This is a genomic window from Chryseobacterium sp. YR221, assembly GCF_900176315.1.
GTDB lineage: Bacteria > Bacteroidota > Bacteroidia > Flavobacteriales > Weeksellaceae > Chryseobacterium > Chryseobacterium rhizosphaerae.
On the sequence record NZ_FWXM01000007.1, the window covers coordinates 23,451 to 47,113 of the forward strand.

General features: G+C 40.9%; 10 protein-coding genes. 2 read left to right on the forward strand and 8 right to left on the reverse strand.

Annotated features, from left to right (window positions below; translation table 11 throughout):
• Nucleotides 1-43: 43 nt before the first annotated feature.
• The 8 genes from B8967_RS18930 to glsA all read right to left on the reverse strand — a co-directional run bounded on the left by B8967_RS18930 (nt 44) and on the right by glsA (nt 19,425).
• Nucleotides 44-1,294, reverse strand: coding sequence for a condensation domain-containing protein (locus B8967_RS18930; RefSeq protein ID WP_084087191.1), 1,251 nt, complete (start codon nt 1,292-1,294; stop codon nt 44-46).
• Nucleotides 1,291-2,562: a condensation domain-containing protein gene (locus B8967_RS18935; RefSeq protein WP_084087193.1), complete on the reverse strand. Its 1,272-nt coding sequence runs from the start codon at nt 2,560-2,562 to the stop codon at nt 1,291-1,293. Before B8967_RS18935 ends, B8967_RS18930 begins: the two co-directional genes overlap by 4 nt.
• A gap of 88 nt (nt 2,563-2,650) precedes the next feature.
• Nucleotides 2,651-5,053 (reverse strand): glycosyltransferase, encoded by a 2,403-nt coding sequence (locus tag B8967_RS18940; protein WP_084087195.1) that lies wholly within the window; start codon nt 5,051-5,053, stop codon nt 2,651-2,653.
• Nucleotides 5,046-5,828, reverse strand: a complete 783-nt coding sequence (locus B8967_RS18945) for an alpha/beta fold hydrolase (protein ID WP_084087197.1) — start codon at nt 5,826-5,828, stop codon at nt 5,046-5,048. Before B8967_RS18945 ends, B8967_RS18940 begins: the two co-directional genes overlap by 8 nt.
• A complete protein-coding gene (locus B8967_RS18950; RefSeq protein ID WP_047486771.1) occupies nt 5,819-6,118 on the reverse strand; it encodes an acyl carrier protein in 300 nt (99 codons plus the stop codon). The genes B8967_RS18945 and B8967_RS18950 overlap by 10 nt, the downstream gene beginning before the upstream one ends.
• The gene (locus B8967_RS18955; protein ID WP_084087199.1) at nt 6,106-10,344 is read right to left on the reverse strand and encodes a type I polyketide synthase; all 4,239 of its coding nucleotides are present in this window, start codon (nt 10,342-10,344) and stop codon (nt 6,106-6,108) included. The genes B8967_RS18950 and B8967_RS18955 overlap by 13 nt, the downstream gene beginning before the upstream one ends.
• A gap of 19 nt (nt 10,345-10,363) precedes the next feature.
• Nucleotides 10,364-17,428: a type I polyketide synthase gene (locus tag B8967_RS18960; RefSeq protein ID WP_228406257.1), complete on the reverse strand. Its 7,065-nt coding sequence runs from the start codon at nt 17,426-17,428 to the stop codon at nt 10,364-10,366.
• Nucleotides 17,429-18,411: 983 nt separating this feature from the next.
• The gene (gene glsA, locus B8967_RS18965; RefSeq protein ID WP_084087201.1) at nt 18,412-19,425 is read right to left on the reverse strand and encodes a glutaminase A; all 1,014 of its coding nucleotides are present in this window, start codon (nt 19,423-19,425) and stop codon (nt 18,412-18,414) included.
• 755 nt (nt 19,426-20,180) lie between these two features.
• Between glsA and B8967_RS18970 the strand changes: the two genes are divergently transcribed.
• The gene (locus B8967_RS18970; protein ID WP_084087202.1) at nt 20,181-22,268 is read left to right on the forward strand and encodes a type VI secretion system Vgr family protein; all 2,088 of its coding nucleotides are present in this window, start codon (nt 20,181-20,183) and stop codon (nt 22,266-22,268) included.
• Between the two features lies 1 nt (nt 22,269).
• Complete coding sequence (locus B8967_RS18975; protein ID WP_084087204.1) at nt 22,270-23,661, forward strand: hypothetical protein; 1,392 nt, start codon at nt 22,270-22,272, stop codon at nt 23,659-23,661.
• Nucleotides 23,662-23,663: the final 2 nt, after the last annotated feature.

Here is a 23,663-nt window from a genome sequence, read left to right on the forward strand (position 1 = left end):
GTTTTTTTGAGCTTTTTAGGTGGCTTCGGCTTAAATTTCAATTTCATGAGGTGGTCATTAGCGCTATGGCTTTCTCTTTTATTTTAGCGGCTTCCGCTTTGGGAAGGAAGTCTTCGTTGGACAAAAATATAAAATCCATCTGATGATTGTACGTACTCGCTACCAAAGTATTTGAGTTCAGCCATGGGAAGGCTACCGTAGGGCTGAAAATGGTTTCAATGTTGAAGTTTTTGTAGTCGTTCGGGATGTTGATCCTGCCCATATTGGATAGGGTTACATCATGACCGCCATTGCTTGATTTAAGCATGGAGATCATACGGTCAACAATCGGGTGCATCTGTTCACCCATCCACAGCAGTTCGCGGGCTTCCATTTTTCCTATTTTCTGAACAAGGTCTTCTTTAATCTGCTTGGCATTGTTCAACAGATCAGAATTTCCTTTTTTAATAGCAAGGTCAACGGTTGGTGCAAAGGCAAATAAATGATCCTCTTTGATTTCTGGAATAAAATGACGCACATCCACCGGGCTGATCACTTTTCCTTTGGCTTCTTTCCCTTTTACTTCCTGGAATGCCTGCATGAATGCAGAACAAAGCAAAGCATGTACGGAAACTCCATTGGCTTTACATCTTTCAGTAATTTGAGCCGTAGTTGTCGGATCCAGTTTTTGGTGAAGAACATAGTCTTTTCCAAGGTTTCTTTTTTTGCTTTTTTGCTGTAGCATAAAGAAGAGCCTGGCAAAGGTCAGATAAAGTTTGGCTTTGAATTTTTTACTTTTTACATTAAAGTTGGAAGGGAGAAATTCATCTACTGAAGTGAAAGCCTCATAAGGTTCTAATTCCAAAGCAGGATTTTCCAAAAGCTGAAGAAGCTCCTTCATTAAAGTTACTCCGGTGGTTCCGTCTGAAATGCAATGGGGGATGGCCCAAAAGACTTCAGAAACATCCTGTCCTCTTACCCAGACGACACGGGCTAGTGGTGTTTTTTCTTCCTCAAATAAGATTTTCCATTCTTTTTGAGACTCTGTCAGCCAGTCCTGGTCTGTTTTTCTTTCTACGATGCGGAGCGGGATAGGAGCAATCTCTTTTTCTTCTATAAAAAATGGGTATTTCTCACTTTTAGAGTCTATCACCACTCTTAATAACGCATGTTTCTGCTGGATTTTTTCCAGAGCAGTTTTAAAATTCTGCTCCAGAAGTTCTCCTTTTATTTTGGCTGCAAATATACAGTTTACGGGGGTTTCGGGATCCACATACATGATCCTTTCCACCATCATTAGTTTTCTTCTGATCATGATACGGCGATATATTCCAGTTGTACTTTGATGATCTGCATCACTTCATCACGGATGGCCAATGCTTCGGTATAAGGTAGATATCCTTCACTTCCCACAAAGGAAAAGTCCATTTTTCCACGGTAGGTAGAAACCACCATCGTCGTCGTATTCCCTAATGGTCCGATTACCGACGGACTGAAAATAGTATCTACCGAAAACTCTTTATACTCATGAGGAATCTGGATGCGTCCCAGATTGGAAAACATACAGTCGTTGGAGGATTTTCCGTTCTTTAGAAGCTTGGTGAAATTATTCAAAGCATCATGTCCGGATTCCATCACCATCATGGTAATATAAGGATTGAGCTTGGACGTTTTACGCTCTACAGAAGCCTGCATGGAACGTAGGTTTTCCAGAAAACTCATCTTTTCATTGGAGGAAACCACAATCATCAGCCCAAAAGCGAAGATGTGGTCATTTTTGATCTGGGTGGCAAAACGTCTGATGTCTACAGGGCAGGAAATCTTGTTAAAGGCTGCTGATCCTTTTACTTTTCTGAATGCCTGAAGCAATGCCGCACTTAAGAACGTATTGACGGTAACTTCATTGGATTTGCAATAGGAAATCAGCTGCTGGCTTACCGCTTCATCCACTTTCCAGTTAATCAGATAATCGTCCTGCCGGTCAACAGCTTTTTTACCTACAGGGATAAACCTGATGGCTGTTGCTGCCAGTCTGCCAATAAATTTAGCCTTCAGCTGCTGCTTACGGCTGTTTAAAATATGGGCGGGAACGACATCCTGAATTCCCAATATAGGGTTTTCTGTTCCAATATCAGTGGACGGATTATCGAGTGTTTTTAAAAATTCATCTAAAAAAGCCATTGCAGAGCCACCATCACATAAACAGTGATGGAATGCAAAAAGCATATCTGAAACTTCTTCCCCTTTGATCCATACAAACCGGATCAGGGGAAGTTTTTCGTAATTGAACAGGGTATGCCATTCTTTCGTGGATTCTTCCTGCCATTGGTTTTCATGCTGGCGGGGTATGATCCGCACCGGAATGGATATAGAGGTTTCCTGTACATCAAACCATGGAATATTTTTTTCATCATGGGTGATGAGTGCCCTCAACCATGGATGTTTTTTTTGAATCTGAGCCAGGGCCCGTTGGATGTCTGCAAGCTTAAAGGTTCCTCTCAGCCTGAAAGGAATCACTGCATTGAAAGGTTCTGTTCCGTCTCCCAATAGCATACGTTCTCCGAATAACAATCTTCTTTTCATATGTAGATGTCTATCTTTTTTATTAGGTCATATGCAATCGCGTCGTTTTTATCAGTGTTGAGTCTGTAAATTATGGCGATTTCATAGGCTATACAGAAGCTAATGTGGAATGTTCCTGTACAAAGTTTTCTAACAATTCTACTGCTTTATCGTTACCGCCCGCGGTATGGAAAGTATGCTGAACTTCCATAGCAGCAGCTCGGTATTTTGGATTTTCCAGTAATTCAAAAACAGTCTCACGAAGCGCTTCCACACGAAGTCGTTTGTATCGGATACTGATTCCGCAGCCTGCCTGTTCGATTAATTTGGCGATATGAAAATGATCATAAGCAATAGGCGTAATCAGCATAGGCAGTCCGTTTCTGAATGTATCGTTAACGGTATTGAAACCACCATGGCAGATCACCATATCCATTTGCTGCATGACTGCTGATTGAGGGACGAAACTGTTCACAATAAAGTTTGATGGCCATTCTTCAAAGATCTCCGGTGGAGTAGCCGCAATCACTGTAACCGGCTGGTCAGCAAATGCAGCAATAATCTTTTCAAAGAAAGCTTTTCTGATGTCCACTAATAAGGTACCTAAGGATACAAAGATCTTTGGGGTAGTAGAAGCATTCAGCTTATCCCAGTCAAAAGGAGCATCATTGGGACGGCCTTTTACCGGACCTACAAATTTCATATGGGCCGGAACGGTTTCAAAACCGGCAAAAGCCTGTGAAGTAAACACCATATTTAATTTATGAGAATGGATATAAATGCCTTCCTCATGGATGCCTACTTCTTTTTGTAGATCTTTAATCAGGTTTTGTTGCCATTCCCAGATTTTTGGGGCGGACTTTTCCGTGTCTCCCATCACATCCGGTGGAACAGGGGTTGTGGTGACACAGGGGATATTATGTTTATGAGCGAAAAGGGCTCCTCCAAAACTAATACAGTCATTCACGATGACATCAGGTTTCCAGCTTTCTGCAAGGCGGGTTAATCCCGGCATCATCATCTTGGCAAACGGGACATAGGTTTCTTCCAGTGCCAGTTTCATCACTTCAGGTCCGGAACATGCCGGTCCGTCGTCCTGTCTTTTTAAAATACGGGCGATTTCATCCTGATACGGAATAAGGTCTTCTTCAGGATAATAATAAGAACCTCCTTCCGGAATATGTTTGCTGTCTAAAGGGGTAATCCCAAACCATTTTACTTCATGACCACGCGCAATCAGACTCGCTCCTACACTTAAAGTAGGGCTGACGTGTCCGAAAAATGGAGGGACAACAAATAAGAATTTAGACGGTTTCTCAGGTTTTGAAGCCCTTAATATAGCTTTTTCCAATAAATCTGCTGCAGTCTCTGAACCTCCCGCTTCCACAAAAGACTGTCCCACTTTTTGGGCGGCTTCCCGGTAGCCTGGATTATGTAAAATCTGATGGACGGCATCTCTCAGGTGGTTGGCTTTGAATCGGTTGAAGTTAAGACGTTCCCCTGCTTCTGTACGCACAACGCGTCCTGCCACATGTGACTGGTCGTAAGCGATAGGAATGACTACTAAAGGAATACCATTGGATAGCGTTTCGGAAACAGTGTTGTGACCGCCATGGCAAACCACACCATCCAGATGAGGTAAGAGATCCAATTGAGGAACCTGCTGATACACCATAAAGTTTTCAGGCCACTGCTCGAAAAGTTGCGGATCGGAAACCACTACAACCGTTAAATCTTCATCTTTAAAAGCATCAATAACCTTTTGGAAGAATGCTTTTTTATGATCGTGATCGAAAGTAGTTCCGATGCTTACTAAAATCTTTTTGTTGGTAGCGCTTTTTAATCTGTCCCAATTGAATTCACAAGAGATACGGCGCTCTGTAAGAACCGGACCTGTAAATTGATATTGAGAAGGCAGATCCTCCATGTCACCAAAGAAATAAGTGGAGGTCAAAACAAGGGTCAATAGGTCAGAAGTAGCCAGGGAACGCTCTTCATTAACGCCAAGTTCTTTCTGTAAATCGATGATCTGATTCACTTCCCATTCGTGTACCTTGGGCAGCTCATTCATGATTTTAATGGCAGCCGGAGCAGTAACAGAAGTGGCATAAGGAATTCCCAGTGCCTTTGCAGCAATAGGTGCCGCAAAAAGCTGATGGTCTCCGATAATCAAATCAGGTTGGTATGTTTTAAGTAAGGCCACGATACCTTTATAGCAATGTCTGTTTAGAGGAATAAGGACATCTTCGTAAAGAAACTTGATGCTGTCTATTCCGTAGACTACTTTTTTTGAAATAATATCAAGATATTGTTCGCTCTCTTTCTTTTCTTCGTCAGACTGATCGTATTGGATCAGTAATAATTCTCCTCCTGCAGGAAGCTTAGCCTCCAAACTAGGGTCAAGGCTGATCCAGGCCACCTCATGTCCTCTTTCCAGCAGCGTAGCCCCGATGCTTAGGGTTGGATTGACGTGCCCGGTCAATGGTGGAACTATAAATGCAAATTTAGCCATGGTTTTGTGTTAAAATTTTAGATAAAAAATGAACGATAGTTTCTGCGATGAGATGAGGTTCCTGTATCGGGATATTATGATCACCAGGAATCAATTCAAGCTCTGAAGTGCTGATCTGTGTCTGAAGCCATTCTCCTGTAGGCCTGCAGTTGGACTCCGCACCATACACTAATAAGGTGGGAACTGCCAGTTCGGTAAGAGGTGCCTCACCAAGAAAATGTTTTTCCTTGATCATATCTGCCTTAATGCTGGTCTGATTAAACAGAAACTCATACATACGATGGTTTTTTTCCATCTGTCTTTTCCCCATCTGCACTTTGGTGGTATCCGTAAAATTGGCTACATAATGCTCAAGAAACTCTTTGCTGTACTCATCAATAATATTACGTGCCTTTTCGTCCTGAGGATCCGGTGCTTCCATAACGGCCAGCTGGTTGATGCGATTCGGATATTCTAATGCTGTTTTCAAAGCGATAAGACCGCCGAAACTGTAGCCTACCAAATGTACTTTTTCCAACTGAAGGTGATCTATTAAACTAATCAGATCGGATGACATGGTATCGAGATCATATCCGTTGAGAAAACGCTCACTCATGCCGTGGCTTTTCAAATCGTACATCACTACATGGAAGTGCTTTGCCAGGATAGGGGCAATATTAAAATAATAAATGGACAGGTTGCTGAACATCCCGTGGATCAGCACCACGGTTTGTTCGGCATCTTTGTTGAGTTCCTGTATATGAACTTGCCTGTTATTGACAGTGATTATTGGCATTCGTAGATATAATTGATGATCATACTAAGGTCAAGATTGATCAGCTGGTCTAAGTCCATAGAAGACAGCCAACCGGTAAAATCAATCTGATCGCCAAAATGCGCTTTGATTTTTTCAGAAAAAGAGACAATTTCTATGCTGTCCATTTCCAAATCCTTGGTGAATGAACTTTCAGGAGTGATGTCCATTTCTTCTACAAATTCTGCGCCTATCACTTCAGTAATAAAACCTTTTAAAAGAGTAAATAGTTCTTCGTGGTTCAATTTTAATGTTGGGTTTACAGTGTCCATCCGATAATATAATTTTGATGTTTAATAGTTTTGATTTCAATAGTGTTGATCCATAAGTGATCATCTTTTATAAGTTCGACTTCGAAGGCTTTAGGATTTCCTTTCAGTCCTGTACCCAGGAACTTTCCGTATGCTTCCTTGGCTACCCAGAAACGGGTCGTCCATTCAGCCTGATCTCTGTCTTTTAATAATGCTAATTCCTTTTCGGTAAATACCATGTCGTAGAATCCGGAGCTGCGTTCTTCAATGAGCTCCATATCAATTCCTACCGATTTTCCATAACGTGCTATTCCTACTGCGTCTTTTCCTTTATGAGCCAGTGAAATATGAATGTTTTCTGTAAAATCACTGATGAGGTAAGGTTTCCCCACTTCATCGGAACGGATTTCAAAGGTAATCGGGAAGCAGGCATGATCTTTTTCCTTGCGGAGAAGATTTCTTACGGCATCTTTTACTGCTACGCGGCTTACCATCCAGTTTTTCTTTTTGTTAGGCAATAGCTGTTGCTGAAATTGTTTTTCCGTTTGGTTGAAATATCTTTTGAGGATAAAATCCCACGAAGCCACTCTGGTATATGCCTGGTGGAAAAAGAATACTTCAGGGGCAATTTCCTCCGAAAGACGGTTATGCAGTGGTGACATGGAAACATTCCATAACGCAGCATCGATTTCCAATCTTCTGTTTTGCCAGCCGGTAATGGCACACCAAACTTTTCCGTCTCTTGTAAGGACGATATTGGCTGTTGCAAATTCATCATTAAGCTCGGTAAGCATACAGGTACATTCGAAAATACCTTCCTGGTCATGCATATCGCCAAAGAATTCAATATCTCTGATCTTCACCGGGAATGCAATACGGTCTTTCACTAATGTAAGCTGCAGCCAAAGTCCGAATAGCTGTCCTGCATTGTCCAGTAAAGAGCCTTTACCACCATTTCCTTTGATCTTTCCTACGATACCTTTAGTTCCTACTGATGAAATTTCAGTAATTCCCTGATATTTTTCTCCGTGGAACATATGCATATCATAAATTTCTTCAGGAGTTCTTTCGATAGGTAAAAGATCACCTACGGAAAGGTTGAAGTCAGGGGTAGGTACCGGAGATGATTTTAAAATCACTTCTGCATTCGCAAAATTCTCGATATCCAGGTAAGCGTGGTGAGATGAACGCCATTCTCCCTGTACTGTTTTTTCAAAAGGCTTGGCTACATTCATCCACTGGAAAACACTTACATTCATAATTTTATGAACCAGTGTTCCCGGAATTTCTGCTTCAGCAATTTCTGCCAGCTGCTCAAAAATCATGGTCATCGGGATGACCGGTTCCATATCAGCGACATGAGCCCATCCTTTAGGCTGTCTCAATAAACTGTGATCGATAAGATAAGGATGACTTTCCAGGGTAACATACAGATCTTTTGAGAAATGGGTACTTCTCGGTGCTTTAGCAGCTACAGGAGCTGGACGCTGGATAGTAATTTCCGGGCGGTTCTGGAAAAGGGTTAGCACTTCTTCCTGCATACGGATCATATCTGCAACATTGTCCTGGAAGGCCTGTACAAGTGGATGACCGCTTTTTGTAGCAATAGGCGAAGCGGTATATTGTTTGGAAGCTTCAAAAGAAGGAACCAGGCTTTTAATTTCTTTGAAATTACGGATAATAGGTGACCCCAATTCCAGTTTGATCCCTTTTCCTGATGTTTTTTTTGTATGATTCTGAATCTCCAGAAAGTCAAGGGCAATCGTCTTTCCTTCCACAAATAATGAAGCTACTACACGCTGCAGCTGAGCCAGTGCAGATCGGGTAGGAACACTGGAAGCGATGGTACTGAATGCTTTTCCTTTTAAGGTATCATCAATGAAACCGATCAGTCCTCCGGTACCCACCTGGATAAAGAATCTTGCTCCTTCTTCGTAAAGTCTGTCTGTCAGTTCACGGAAACGAACCGGCTGAACAAGATGCTCAGCGCTCAGCTTTCTGATGGCTGCCTGATCGCCCGGATAAGGTTCCAGCGTCGTTGCAGACCATAACGGGATCTTGGTCTGTTGGAACTCTGCTTTTTCCATTCCGGCAAGGATCACATCCAGTTTATCAGCGATAAATGGAGAGTGGAATCCGGATTGGAACGGCAGGATCTGGTGGAAGATCTGCTTTGATTTTAATACCGGAACCAACTCATCCAGTGCTGCATTGCTGCCGCAAAGGATCACCTGATTAGGGCAGTTGTCATTGGATACGTATAGATTCTGGATTTGCTCAATAAGAGGTGAAACGGCATCAATACCGGCTCCGATAGCAATGAATTTAGAATCTTTTAATTCAAAGGTTTCAGGATTCAATACATCGATTAGAGCTTTTACAGAATTGGCTTCTGCTAATTCTGAGGAATAACCTGCCAGCCATTCTCCCAAGCTGTGTCCTGCATTCATATCCGGGATGATTCCCAGCTTTTTCAATGAATGATCAAGGATACTGCAGTTGTTAAAGATGTTTAAGGCATCGGTTAAAAGACCTTCCCCTTCGGTTTCTATAGGAGCTGATAAACCGAAATAACGGCTTACAGTATCTACTTCACCTTTAGCCAGACCATCTAAGCCCGGGAATACAAAGGCCACTTTTCCGCCATCTTTTAATAATGGGGCAGAGGTATACCAGATATCCTGTTTATTTCTCCAGGTGATGTTCTTGGAGACTATTTTAAGTGCTTTTTCTATTCTTGCAGGGGTTGGATCGAATATCGCCACCCTGAAATTTCCTTCGCCTACTGTGCTGTCATTATTTTGTAATGCAGCAAGTAATTCTTCATGGGTAGGTCTTGCCAATAGCAATACATTATCTTTCTTCGGCATATTATAGCCTTCAAGAACAACATGTGCATTGATTCCTCCGAATCCGAAAGCATTCACTGCGGCTACTTTTGGTAGTCCTGTTTTTGACCAGTTTTTTGCTTCCTGAACAGGTTCGAATCTTGTGTTCTGCATATCTGCAGTTGGATTCTCACAATATAATGTAGGAGGCAGAGTATCATGATATAATGCGAGGCAGGTTTTAATCAGTCCTGCGATTCCTGCAGCCGGCATGGCATGTCCGATATTGGACTTTACAGATCCTATACCTGCCATAGGAGCAGTCTCTTCTTTTCCAAAGAACTGCGCTAAGGTCTGAAGCTCTGTTTTGTCTCCAAGTGGAGTTCCTGTACCATGGGCTTCAAGGTAACCAATCTGCTTTTCATCCAGTTCTGCATGGTTCCAGGCCTGTTCTAGTGCTTTCAGCTGACCTTTCACAGAAGGACTCATCACACTGGTTCCGTTACCGTCACTGCTTACACCTACTCCTTTAATGACCGCATAGATTTTATCCTGATCACGTACCGCATCTTCCAGTCTTTTTAAGACAACGAAACCACAGCCTTCACCGATCAGTAAACCGTCAGCATCACTACTGAACGGTTTGATCTGCTGTTGATGCGACATCGCTCCCAGCTGGGCAAAAATACTCCAGAAAGCAGCATTTTGCCCGGTGTGTACTCCTCCTGCGATCATCATATCCGAACGTCCCCGCTGAAGTTCTTGTACGGCATGATCCACCGCAATTAAAGCGCTGGCACAGGCAGCATCCACCGTAAAGGCAGCCCCGCCCAAATTGAAGCGGTTGGCCACCAGTGAAGCGACAAGGTTGGGAATTAATCCCATGGCGGTATCCGCCGCAAAACGTCCTTTGCGTTCCTGGAAAGCGTGTTTTACTTTTTCAATATCCGCAGAAGATACCTGAGGTAATAGCTCCTGCAGTAACGAAGAGATTTGTTCTCCGGTTCTTACAATTTCGATGGCACGGGTAGCTCCAGGACCGGTATAGTTTCCTTTACCGATGATAATTCCCGTTTTTTCAAGGGAAGCCTTTTTTTGAAAGACCCCGGCATCCTGCAATGCTTTCTGAACCAAATCAAGGGTTAATAAATGATCAGGTTCTGTTCCTTCCACAGCCAATGGCAAAATGCCAAATGCCGTAGGATCGAATTCATAGTCAGGAATAAATCCCCCACGCTGACAATAAAAGCGGTCAACAGGGCTTGTGGCATCACTAAAGTGAACCGGATCTATCCTATCAGCCGGAGCCAATTGGGTAGAGTCTACTTTATTGACAATATTCTGCCAAAAAGTGTTGGCGTCCTGTGCCCCCGGAAAGACACAAGACAAACCAATTACAGCAACATCCGTTTTTTTCATACTTAGTTTATACAGAGGGTTACCAATTATTTCCCGACATGATCAGCACCTGGCTTTCAGTTCCGTATTTTATTTCATTAAGGAAGATCTCCTTACCTTCATCCAATGGAATTAAAGAAATACCGCGACGTTCATATTCTGTTTCCAGCGTTGATGAAACCATTCCGGCACCTTTCCATGGTCCCCAGTTGATGGAAATTACTTTTCCTTTTAATCTTTTATTCAAAGCATTGGCGTAATCATCCAATACACTGTTGGCAGCAGCATAATCTGTCTGACCTTTGTTTCCATATACGGAAGCGATACTGGAGAAAAGGACCACAAACTGACAGTCTGTACGAAGCTGTTCTGCCAATACACGTAGAGGTTTTACCTTAGTGTCAAATACACGTCCGAAAGAGCTGGTTGTTTTCTGCTTGAATAATTTATCTTCTAAAAGACCTGCTCCATGAATCACTCCATCCAAACGGTCATATTTTTCATAAATACCATTGATCAGGTTGCTTAGTCCGTCTTCATCACAAAGGTCTAAAGACTGGTAAATTATGGTATTTCCAAGCAGTTCCATATCGCGGATGGTACGAAGGATCTGATTGTTTTTGAAGATTCTTACGGTCTCTTTTTCTACTTGTGCAGGAGAAGTGAATGTTGCAGATTTAATAAGATGGGCTCTTATTTCCTCTTTTGTTTTCATTGCTTCAAATTCTTTCAGATCCGAAGCTTCCTCTCTTGGGTCAGCGGATCTTCCCACCAGAATATAGGTACAAGGATAGGCTTGTGACATGTGTTTGGCGAGTTCGGCTGTGATTCCCTGTGCCCCTCCGAGAACTAAAACAACAGACTTTTGATCCAGTTGAATATGTGCTTCTTCCAGGCTGGTGGACAATGGGGATGGGATGATATCTACTTTGTGTCGTTGTTCATCTTTGTAAATAACTTCCGCAGGTTTATCATTGGTCAGGATTTCCTTTAAAGTGATCTCTGCAATCTGATTGACTGCCTGGGGAGTGCTCAGACTGATCAGTCTGCAGGTCGTATGATCAAATTCACGGGCTAAACTTTTGAACAGACCCGGATATCCCTGATGGTGACGTAATATACGGGCATCATTGATTTCCTTAAGGTGTGCCGGAATATCTGAGATAAGGTACACCCACTTAGCTTTATCGAAATCCAGTTTTTTGATAAGATCTACATGATCAATAATGCTGTGCTTCACTTCAGCAGAGAACATATCCAGCATGATCAGTCCGTCAAAGCCGGAAAGGTCTTTTTCTGTATCTACTAATTCTGCAATCGCACCATGTTTTTCTAATGCTTCTTTGATTGCTGAGGTCTGTTGGCTGTTGTCCTGAGTAATTGCAAAACGTTTTCCCTGCAATACTTCTGTATTCTGCAATAAAGAAGCATCCGTTGGAGTGATATCAAAACGAAGACGGGATAATATATTTTGTGCCGGCTCAGAAGCGACGGCCTCCTTAGCTTCAGCTTTTGTCTCATGGGTATCACCACTCATATCGCTGATCCAGCTTGCCAACCCGCGAAGTGTTTTAATGGCAGCTAATTTTTCCATAAGATCATCAGCCTGCTCCAGATTTTGACCAAATCCGATTTTGGTTTTAAGGTCTCCGATAATTTCCATACGCTTAATGGAGTCAATACTAAGGTCTGCTTCCAGATCTAAGTCTAATCCCAGCATTTCTTTTGGATATCCGGTTTTCTCACTGACAATCGTCAGAATGGCATTTTGAAGATCTTCAAGAGATAATGCAGACTGAGCCTGAGGTTTTGAAGCCGGCGCTTCCGTTGCTGCTCCGTTTTTTTCTGAAACAGATGCTGCTCCCGCTCCTGAGTACTCGGTAAGCCATGAAACCAAACCACTCAGGGTTTTTATTCCTGCTAATTGCTCCATTACAGTATCTTCGTTGGTATTGCCATTAGACAGGGTACCCAGTTCATTACGAAGTGTTCCTATGATTTCAACTCTTTTGATTGAATCAATACTTAAATCCGCTTCCAGGTCCATTTCCATTCCCAGCATTTCCTGTGGATATCCTGTTTTATCGCTTACTACCTGTAGTAATAAAGATTTGATATCTCTTACAGGAGCCTGTTTTACCTGAGCCACGGCTGCCGGAACCTCCTGACGAGCAGGCTGAACAGGGATTGCTGCCATCTGTTGACCGGCAGGAGCCTGAATCGGTGAAGTATAAACAGGTGCCGGGTGTACCTGAGGATTCTGTCCCATAAAGGAAAGCATCACATCCCGTTGCGCCTGTATCATTAGTTTCATGCTATTTAAATATTCCTGCAGCATACGTTCAGCTGTTGATAAGCTTTCAGTGGCAGGAGCTTGCTGATTATTCGTAAAATTATTCATGGCAATAGGAGTTAAAATTGGTAGTGCACCATTGGAAGGCAGTGTGCCTGTAGTTGGATGTGCAGCTTGTCCATTAACCCTCCAAATGGCAGGGTTTTTCTTATAAAGTTCAGGCTGATCAATGTCGATAAGTTTAACGTTACGACCATCGAAAAGCTTAGTGATATTAAAGTTACGTCCTGTACCCAGGTATTGGGCAAGCATGCAAAGCAGGTGGGTGAATTTATTACGGCTGCTGTCTTCAACATATAAGGTCAACTGATCTTTTTCAAGACATGATTTTGCCAATCCAGTAAGTACTTTTCCTGGGCCTACCTCGATGAAGATCCTTGCTCCATCATTATACATAGCTTGCATCTGCTCGACAAATCTTACAGGCTGTACCAAATGTTCAGTCAATCTTTCTTTAATGTCTGACGGATTCGATGGATATACTTCTGCTGTCGTATTGGACCATACAGGGATCTGCATTTCCTGGAAAGGAATGTCTTTTAATACGTCAGCATATAAACCTTTAGATTTTGCCAATAATGGACTGTGGAATGCACATGCCACTTCTAATTTTTTAGCAGAAATACCTTCCTGTTTTAGGACTTCCAGTAATGCATTGATTGCTGGTGTACTTCCTGCGATAACACACTGGGTAGGTGCATTGAAGTTAACCGGATAACATCCTTCCACTTTAGCGATGATTGGCTGTAAGCGTTCGTGAGTGCTGCTTGCTGCTAACATGGAACCGGGATCTCCACCTTCTACTGAGTCCAGAATAGACTGAGCTCTCCGGATACTTAAGTCAACCAATTGATCTTCTGCAAATACACCTGAGAAACATAAAGCCGGTAATTCACCATAGCTGTGACCAGCCAGCATATCAGGAATGATTCCCAATGATTCTAAAAATTTGGCCAATGCAAGATCAACAATTCCTAAAAGCGGCTGTGCTAAACGGGTGTCTTTAATGGTTTCTTTCTGTTGTTTTAAATCCGCTTCGTTAAATGTTGTAGAAGGGAAAACCACTCTTTCAAGCTCCGGATAGCTATCGATAATCTTACGCATTGCCGGGAAGACTACGAATAAGTCACGAGCCATATTGATTCTCTGGCTTCCTTGTCCGGGGAATGTAAAGGCTACCTTACCTTCTTTTTTATTAACGGTGAAAGTATCTTTAGTTTCGATTCCTAATAAGACCAATTCAAGCTTCATCATTAGATCTTCAGCTGTATCTGCAACGATACTGAACTGAATAGGTTTTTCTGAACCGATGCTTAAGCTATAAGCAATATCTTTTAATGGAATTCCATCATTGATTTCCAATAAGGTTTTGATCTGGCTCGATTGTCCTTTAGCTTCTTCATATGTATTCCCACGGAATACAAATAGTTCTGAAGGCCATGACTGCATTGCGATAGAGTCATCTTGTTTTGGATGATTAGCAATTACCGTGTGGAAGTTCGTTCCTCCAAATCCAAAAGCACTGATTCCTGCATACCGGTTTTTCTCAGTCCATAATCCTGTTTCAGCATGGAAAGAGAATGGGCTGGTTTGTGCATTATAATAGGCATTAGGTTGCTTAAGATGAAGGGTAGGAGGTTTCACCCCATGGTAAACAGCAAGGGAAGCTTTGATTAAACCAGCTAATCCTGCAGCACACTTGGTGTGGCCAATTTGTGTCTTCACAGAACCCAAATGAGTCTGTCCCGGTAGTGCGCCTGAACGGCTGAATAAGTTTGTTAAGGCACTTAATTCTGTTTTGTCACCCACAACAGTTCCTGTACCGTGAGCTTCTACCAATCCTACAGATGCGGCACTGATTCCAGCCTGAGTGTAAGCACGTTCTAATGCTCTTACCTGACCTACTTTTCTAGGAGCAGTTAATCCAAGGGCTTTACCATCACTGGATCCACCAACACCTTTGATTACAGAGTAAATACGGTCTCCGTCATTGATGGCATCTTCATATCTTTTCAAAACAAGGATTGCAATTCCTTCTCCAAGGGCAATTCCGTCTGCTTCACCGTCAAATGTTGCACATCTTCCTTTTCTGGAAAGGGCGTGGGTACTTGAGAACATCAGGTAATCGTTGATTCCATTGTGTAAATCTGCACCTCCGGCAAGAACCATATCGGATTTTCCTAATACAAGTTCCTGGCAAGCCAAATCTAAAGCTGCCAAAGAAGAAGCACAGGCGGCATCTACGGTGAAGTTTCTTCCACCCAGATCTAAACGGTTGGTAATCCTACCTGCGATTACATTGGCCAAAATACCCGGGAAAGAGTCCTCTGTGGTATGAGGGAAGGCTTCTTTTACTTCTTCATGGAGCTCTCCGAAAACCTGTTTGTAAAATCCTCTGAAACTGTAGCTGTTGGCAAGGTCATTACCTCCTTCAGCTCCAATAATTACAGAAATATTTTCTCTGTTAATATGTTTTTCTCCATATCCGGCATCTTCCATTGCTCGTTTGGCTACCAACAGGGTGAGTAACTGGGTAGGCTCAATAGCGGCAAGAGATTGCGGCGGAATTCCAAATGAAAGGGGATCAAAGTCGATTTTCGGAATAAAACCACCCCATTTGGAATGAGATACATCCGGTCCGTCAGAATCCGGGTGGTAATAAAGTTCTTTATTCCATCTTTCATCCGGTACTTCTGTGACACTGTCTTTTCCTAAAATGATATTTCTCCAGTATTCTTCCAGGTTTTTGGCACCCGGGAAAATACATTCCATACCAACGATAGCAATGTCCAGTGGTTTTTCGCCGGATATTGGCGCTTCCGGTAATGCTGCAGATTGAATATGTTCGTAATTGTCAATGACATTTTGATGAAGGGCGGCAAGTGAAATAACACGGTTATGCATGGTGGCAATCTGTCCGATCATATACATCCCCAAATCCAGCTGTTCGCTTTTGGGAATCGTAACCAACCGGTCTCCCTGACGCTCTATGCCTTTGGCGGCAATTCTGAGACGGCCTACATTTAGTTTTTCAAGCTGTTCCCAGACTTGCTTTTTATCTATTCCTGCTGCCAGAAGTTTGGTTTTTTCTGTATTAAAATGGTGAGCAAATGCCGTATTTAGACAACGGGTTTCGTGTCCGGGAGCGGTTTCCAACAGGACAGTGTCTTTTGCCTGCATAGCCTGCAACTGGAATTCTTCCTGGATAGCTCCGGTAAGTACTGCTTCCTGAGTATAGAGATAAGCCGTTCCCATTAATACACCAATTTTTACACCTCTTGCTGCAAGTGGTGCGGCCATAATAGAAACGAATGCTGTTGAAAATGAATTGTGGATTCCTCCTGCAAAAAACACACTGATATTTTCAGGATGTTCTTCTTTTAAGATACGTTCAATTTGTTTTTCCCAAAGGACCATGCTTGAAAGCGGTCCCACGTGGCCTCCACATTCACGTCCTTCAAATATAAAATTCTTTGCCCCTTCTTTCAGGAAAATATCCAGCAGGGCAGGAGAAGGAACGTGTAGGAAACTTTTTATTCCTGCTTTTTCAAATATTTTAGCCTGGGCGGGTCTTCCACCGGCAATAAGAACTACAGGAGGTTTGGCCTCCAATATATAAGCGGTTTGCTCTTCTCTTAATTCTGGTGGGGCAAATCCTAAAATCCCTACACCCCATGTTTTTTCACCCGCCAGTTTTTTGGTTTCCATTACCAAAGCCTTTGCCGACTCACCTTTCAGTAATGATAAAGCTACAAAAGGTAAGGCTCCGGCTTCCGCTACAGCATTGGCAAATAAAGGAACATCACTCACACGGGTCATAGGTCCCTGAGCGATAGGATAACGTAAGCCAAGTTCCTGAGCCAGTGGATTGTCCTTATCAATAACCTGAAGAGCTTTTGCTTGTTTCAAATGGCCGTACATGGCTTCTTTGAACCCAAAAACCATTTTTTTAAGTGTTTTAAAATCCTCATAGAGATCTGTTGCCAGCGAAATATCCTGTCCCATAGGGATGTAGCTCTTGCTGAGGTCAAAATCGATAAAATATTTTCTAAGATCTTCGGCGGTAATATTTTCCGGTAATACCGGAGAGTTGGGCCTCACCAATACACGGTGGTTGGCTATAATTCTTGTTTCTGTTCCGTTCAGTTTTGAACAGACCTCTTTGATATCCTGAGGTACCGAGCTTTCAGGGAAAAGGGCAAGCTGGCTATCCAGTATAACACCTGTGGCTCCCAGTGCTTTTACAGCTGCTGCGGTGTGGAGGCCAATTCCTCCCTGTACCCATACCGGGATGTCCGTGATTTCTTTAATAACACGCTGAAATAATACAAAAGTAGATTCATAACCTACCTGGCCAGCAGCTTCATTTCCTTTGACGATAATTCCTTTTGCTCCTGATTGTTGAGCTTGTAGTGCTTCTTCCAAACTGCTTACCTGATACACGACAGGCAGTTCTGAAGAGAAATTGATGGAGGTTCCGAATGGAAGAATGGCAAATCTCACTTTTTCCGGAATCCTGAGAGAAGTAAAAGTAGTATTAGAAATGTAAATACCATAAGAAGGTATATGGGTCTGCTCAAGCTGGTTCAATGCTTCCTGGGCGGTGATTAATTCATGCCCTAAACTTAGGACAGGAAATGCGCCTGCGTTATGCAATTTAGGCATAAGGCTAACATCCGGTTTTTCAAAAGGAGTTAGTCCAATAATGGTTAAGTTTTTCATTGCTTTGATGATATTAGCATGAAATTCCATAACAAATTTGCTATAAACCTATTGGTATACAAGTAGTTGTTTGTTATAGTGGAATTTAAAGTAGTTAGTTTTTGTAATATTTTTAATTATAATAGTGATCTAATGATAATTTACTAATATTGAGTGAGTTAGTCATCCGGAGACTGCCAACCAAAGATTGGGTCGATGTAAGATTGTTGGTGTCCAGCTTTGCGAGGGGCTTCCGCCCAAAAATAGTCAAGTTTTTCATAGCATTTATGGTATTGAAATATGGATATAGATTTTCATAACAAAACACTAAAACATATTGGCATAATGAGTGTTTGTTTATTATGAGGGAATAAAAGTAATAAATTTATATTATATCTCTAACCATAAATACAATTTGATAATAATTTTTTAACAAAAAAATATTAATTGTTCAAATGCTATTAAAGTATACAATTTATTTTTTTATTCTCGAAAACAGGCTGGTACAATCTGAGAATACACAATTATAATCATTTATAATTGTAATAATGTCAGGCAAAGATAGCAATAAAAAATAAAATATTTCAATAATAAGAGATTTGTTTTTTTTATATTACGAAAAGATAATATAAATAATAAGCCCGTAAAATCCACGAAAATTTGATGTTTCAAAAGAGAGAATGAAACAGTATATTTTGGTCGAAAATGAATTTTATGGCTCTATCTTCTTATTTCAGAATGCTTTGGGTAATTGGTTAAATAATTATATTATGATATGACAGAAATTAAAAGATAATGCAATTTTGTGATATAATAATGAAACTAGTCTTGGGATAGGAATAGTATATATAAAAAAAGCGGCCAAATGCCGCTTGATTTATAAAAAATATTGAATGATTATAGTCTTGTAAGGTGAGCTGAATTATTGCTTTTTCTGTCACCTATTTACTTGTTATTCAGGACGTAAGTGTTACGCTAAGGTTATTTAAATTTTAACGTATGAGGAATTGATTGAGTAAAAAATTAAAATAACCTTAAAATATACTTAAACCATATTGTTTCACCAGATCCAGGATCATATGATATCCTGCCAATGAATTTCCATGTTGGTCCAGTGCAGGGCTGAAAACACCAATTCCCATTTTTCCGGGAACACTTACCGTGATTCCGCCGCCAACACCTGATTTACTTGGCAAACCTACCATACGGGAATACTCTCCACTAAATTCATACATGCCGGCAGTGAGCATTTGGGATTCTACTAATTTTGAAATTTCAGCATTTTTATGAGTGGAGTCGCCATCAAAGCGGACACATTGGTTGGCAAAGAAATACCCGATCTTAGCCAGGTCTTCTGCAGTGAGCTCAATGGAGCACTGTTTAAAATAATTATCAAGCTGATCTTCATTCCCTGAAATCAGGCCGCTGTTTTTCATGATATAGAACATTCCGCGATTACGGTGTCCTGTAGATTTTTCGGATTCATACACGGATTTGCTGTAATCAATGTCTTGATTTTTAGTAATATATCTTACCATGTCCAAAATTTTAAGGAAAGGCTTCTCGCCGTCACCTGAAATTAAAGAAGTAGTAAGAATTGCTCCTGCATTCATCATTGGATTAAGAGGTTTCCCTGTTGTTTCCAGATTGGAAAAATGGTTGAAAGGTCTGTCGGACCCGAAATATCCCATTTTATCAAAAACATTGGTTTCCCCTTTTTCATTGACAGCAATCATTAATGCGATGATTTTAGAAATGCTCTGCATGGTGAATTTCTTTTGGGTGTCTCCTGCATTAAATATCTTCCCATTTTTCTCTACCACAGAAAAAGCAATTGCTTTGGCATCCATTTTTCCTAATTCAGGAATATAATCAGCAACTTTTCCCTGTGCGTAATAGGGTCTGTTTTTTTCAAGGATACTGCTTAGTGTTTTTTCCGAAATGGTTGAAATATCTGCTGTTTTTTGAGCGTAAACTACTGTATGTAAAGAAAGAAGTGTTGCCGTAAAAATTCCTTTTGCAGAAAATAAAAAGCTATTTTTTTTCATAGAGAATAAATGTTTAGATAAGTCTTGAAAAACAAAGATAAAGTATTTCATCTTCGTTGGCAATTCTTCTGAAAGTATAGCCTTTCCGGTAAGAAGGGAAAAAATACGCCTTAGTTTTGTTTCCGGAATTCAATATTTATAATAAGCCCTGGTGACCCACAAGACTAATATAGGGCATCCTGGAATGGAATATCTTTGGTGAACCAGGCTATCTATTTTCTGCTTGCAAATTCAACGGTGGTTTTTTGAAAAGTTTTCTGCGATATAAACAATAGAAACAGGGTTACATTATAATCTGATTTTTTAGTCTTTTTTCGGGACAATAATCTGTTGCCAGCTCGTAGATGCGGATTAGTGATCATATTGCAATTATTGTTAATATATGATTATTAGTTAAATAGATATAATTGTTTATATTATTCTTAAATAATGAAAAAATAATGAATGTCGTAGTTTTACGACAATTTTTAAAATACTGCCTATTTCATTTTGAAGTGAATCTTTAAGGTGATAAATTGCAGTACCAAAATCAATAAAAAAACTTATGAAAAAATTCAAAACCACTGTGAAAAACTGTGGCTGTTAATCGCAGGAAAAAGAGTTTGAGTTCTCATTAAACTCTGAAAAAGACATCTCAAAGCGGTCTGAAGATAAGCTGCTAAAAGACCAATGCAACTTGTTGACTGTCATTTGAGGCGATTGGTCTTTTCTTGATATGGAAGAAATTCCCATGTAACCTATTACAATTCATTATCATGTTTAAACCAGAAGAAAACTTTCCCAAAAAGGGAATAGATTCACCCCATAAAGATATTCTAAGTAAAGTAAAAGAATCCGTAGATATTTCTGATCCCCAGAAAATGGTTTCTGAGGTGAAAAACTTCACTCATTCGGGGAATCAGCTCCTGAACAAAACTATTTTACCCAATACTCCGTCAATTGTTGAAGAAAAACTTTGGGTAAAACAACCTACATCCAAAATATTCAATGCCCAGAACATTCCTGAAAATGCCATTGCAGGGATTAACAGGGTGGTGAAACTGGAAATATTTATTGAAGGTAAAGAAATCAAATTTTTTAAACATTTCAAACTTAACCAAAGTGCGGTAAAACATCATCAGTTTGATTTGACCTTAGCCCATGATACTTTGGGAAGTACGGAAAACCATAATTTGGAACAGGCTCAAAGCTTCCTTGGAAAAAGGATTACCATTGTTTTCAAGTATAAAGATGTTGACAATGGTCCGGAAAGAAATTTTGTAGGAGTGATCACCGAAGTAGGTTTTGAGCAGGATAAAGGAAGTCTGGGAAATATTATTCTTACAGGATATAGTCCTACTATTTTATTAGATTCCGCTCCCCATACCCAAAGCTTTGGAGGAAAACAGGAAATAAGTCTCAATAATGTTGCCGATCAGGTGATAAAAGAAGGCTTGGGAACAAGTAGATTTGATATCAGGGTAGATGCTCAATATGGAAATGTCTCTTATAGCTCTCAATATAATGAAACGCATTACAATTACCTGGCAAGGATTGCTGAAGCTTATGGAGAGCAGTTTTTTTATGATGGTGAAGTTCTGCATTTTGGAAAATTACCACCCCAGGAAAAACCAATAAAACTTACTTACGGAAGCAACGTTGCAGATGTAAAAATTAAGATGAAAGCCCAGCATGTGAATCCTTCTTTCTATGGATACAATAGCAGTAAAAATGAAAAACTGACTGCCGGAAATTCAAAAATTAACCATACTTCGGATATTGCTAAGCGGGCTTATGAAATTTCTGAAAAGACGTTTATCACGCCCTCGCTGAGTATAGCTCCTATAAAAGCTTCAAAGATCATGGATATAGATGCTTCCCAAAAAGGGGCGGCAGGAAGTAATTCTGTAGATGTATTTACCACTTCAGGATCTACTTCTGTTCCGTTTTTATATCCGGGCTGTACTGCAGATATTGAAATGAGAAAACCGGATACTAATGAAACCTCTTACTTTACAAAACTGATGATGACGGAGGTAAGACATGAAGTGGATGCAAGAGGACATTATACAGGCTTTTTTGATGCCATTGCAGCTGATACCGGATTTATGCCCAGACCGGAATTCCATTATCCTAAAGCAGAGCCGCAGTTTGCAAAAGTAATTTCCAATACAGATCCTTTAAACCAGGGGCGTGTTCAGGTACAGTTTGACTGGCAGAACGGTCCCGATACCACTGAATTTGTTCGTGTTATGACTCCTGATGGGGGAAGTAGCGATAAAGTAAGTAAAAACAGAGGTTTTATGGCTATCCCTGAGGTAGATGACCAAATCATGGTCAATTTTGTTCACCAGCATCCTGACCGTCCATTCGTCATGGGAGGAATGTTTCATGGGGGAGCCGGAGGAGGTGGCGGCCAGGGGAATAATGTGAAGAGCCTTAGCAGTAAAAGCGGTCATATTATAAGCCTTGATGATGGAGGGGGAATCACCATCAAAGATAAGACATGCGGAAATACAATTACAGTAGATGGTAAGGATACCATTTCCGGAGTGGCCAGTAAAAAAATCTCATTGAATAATGGGAAATCATCTATTGTTATTGAAGATGAAACCATTACCATTCACGCGAAAAATATTAAGATCACAGGGGATACCATTATTTCTATGGGAAGTGGTAAAGCTGGTGTAGAGCTGAGCTCGGAAGCTAATGTGGCTGCTGTAAGCGGTGTTACTGTAACGGCTTCCGGCAGTAAAGAAGTTCAGGTGACCGGAAAAGAAACAAGCATCAGTGGCAGTAAGGTTTCTATGAATGGAGAAGGGGAAACAATAATTACAGGAGGTTTAGTTAAACTGAATTCATAATATGGAAACATCCTCAATAGCACAGGAATATTATAAACTTAAAGAGTTATGGTCTGTTGCTGAAAAAAAGGAATCCTGGAAGCTGGCTGTTTGGGTAGCACAGTATCCGGATGTTGAGATGATTGATAAATTCATGCAGATCGAGCAGTCTCCTGTTGGAGAATCTAATGACATCTTTTTCCGTTTTGAAGCCGAATATCATGGTGATCAACAATTATTTGAAGAGCAGTTATGGAATGAATTCGTAACCTGGTTTACTCCTCATCCTAAAAAAGATAAAGATCTGCACCGGGCACTTTGGGAGAATAATATCATTAAAGAAGCTTTTGTTCCTGATGACAGCCTGCTGCCCAGTGCGGCCAGCCTGTTTAGTGAGCTGGAGCGCTTTAAAAGAAGTATCACAGATCAAGGGGAGCATTTTTATTTCTGTCTGTATTTCCCTCTGGTAGCCCATGCGAAACAAAATATAGCCCACTGGTTTCAACAGGTTATTGAAACGGTTCCCGATTCCTTACGTCTGGTGACGATGGATCTGGCTGAGGAAAGACGTATAAAGCTGCAAGGGAAAAAAGATAATGAAGCTCTTTATCATTATATATATCCAAAGCTTAAAATGGCAGAGGCAATCAAAAATGAGATGTATAAAGCAAGTGACAATTATAATACGGTAGATGCTGATGCCAGATTCCGGAAGCAGGTGATTGTAGTGATGGATTCTACGACTCAGAAAATAAAAAACAGGACTGAAGTAGAAGTGAAACGTCTGATAACGATTACCGAGGAAATAGGCTCTGTATCTTCAAAAATAGCAGGTTTGCTGGTGGCGTCACAAGCCTTTTTTGCTGTACAGAATACTAAAAAAAGTGAAGAATATACCGATAAAGCATTGGAAGAATCATCAAAAGCAATGGTACATGATGATGCTACAGGGTATCCGGTTTGGAAATCCTGTATGCTTCTAAAAGCAGCTTTATTATATGGTAACAAAAACAGGGATGCTGCCTTGCTGGTCTATCAGGAATTATCAGAAAAAGCATCCAAGCGCCAGGATGTCTACTATATTATGGAGACTAACAGGCTTATAGCACATATTTATTATGAAAAAAATAACCTTCAGAAGGCCTTTGAAAGCATTCTTTTTTCTTTGGCTGCCGGAGCGTATTTAGATATCAGTGTCAGAAGGCAGTCTACTTTTCTGCATGCCGCTTTTATGGGGCTTTATTTAGGAAAGCAGATCAAGACAAAAGAAGAAGTCAATGAAATAGAACTACAGTTGGCAGACTGGTTAGGTGATGATTGGGAAAGTTTATTAGCGCAGGCAGGTGTTGATTCTGCTTCGTTAAAAATGGAACAGTCGGTTTGGAAAGATCAATTATCAAAACTTAAAAACTAGCC

Excerpts from the sequence above, each read along its gene's own strand:
- B8967_RS18930 (WP_084087191.1), bottom strand. The coding sequence starts at position 1,294 with ATGATCAGAAGAAAACTAATGATGGTGGAAAGGATCATGTATGTGGAT.
- B8967_RS18935 (WP_084087193.1), bottom strand. The coding sequence starts at position 2,562 with ATGAAAAGAAGATTGTTATTCGGAGAACGTATGCTATTGGGAGACGGA.
- B8967_RS18940 (WP_084087195.1), bottom strand. The coding sequence starts at position 5,053 with ATGGCTAAATTTGCATTTATAGTTCCACCATTGACCGGGCACGTCAAT.
- B8967_RS18945 (WP_084087197.1), bottom strand. The coding sequence starts at position 5,828 with ATGCCAATAATCACTGTCAATAACAGGCAAGTTCATATACAGGAACTC.
- B8967_RS18950 (WP_047486771.1), bottom strand. The coding sequence starts at position 6,118 with ATGGACACTGTAAACCCAACATTAAAATTGAACCACGAAGAACTATTT.
- B8967_RS18955 (WP_084087199.1), bottom strand. The coding sequence starts at position 10,344 with ATGAAAAAAACGGATGTTGCTGTAATTGGTTTGTCTTGTGTCTTTCCG.
- B8967_RS18960 (WP_228406257.1), bottom strand. The coding sequence starts at position 17,428 with ATGGAATTTCATGCTAATATCATCAAAGCAATGAAAAACTTAACCATT.
- glsA (WP_084087201.1), bottom strand. The coding sequence starts at position 19,425 with ATGAAAAAAAATAGCTTTTTATTTTCTGCAAAAGGAATTTTTACGGCA.
- B8967_RS18970 (WP_084087202.1), top strand. The coding sequence starts at position 20,181 with ATGTTTAAACCAGAAGAAAACTTTCCCAAAAAGGGAATAGATTCACCC.
- B8967_RS18975 (WP_084087204.1), top strand. The coding sequence starts at position 22,270 with ATGGAAACATCCTCAATAGCACAGGAATATTATAAACTTAAAGAGTTA.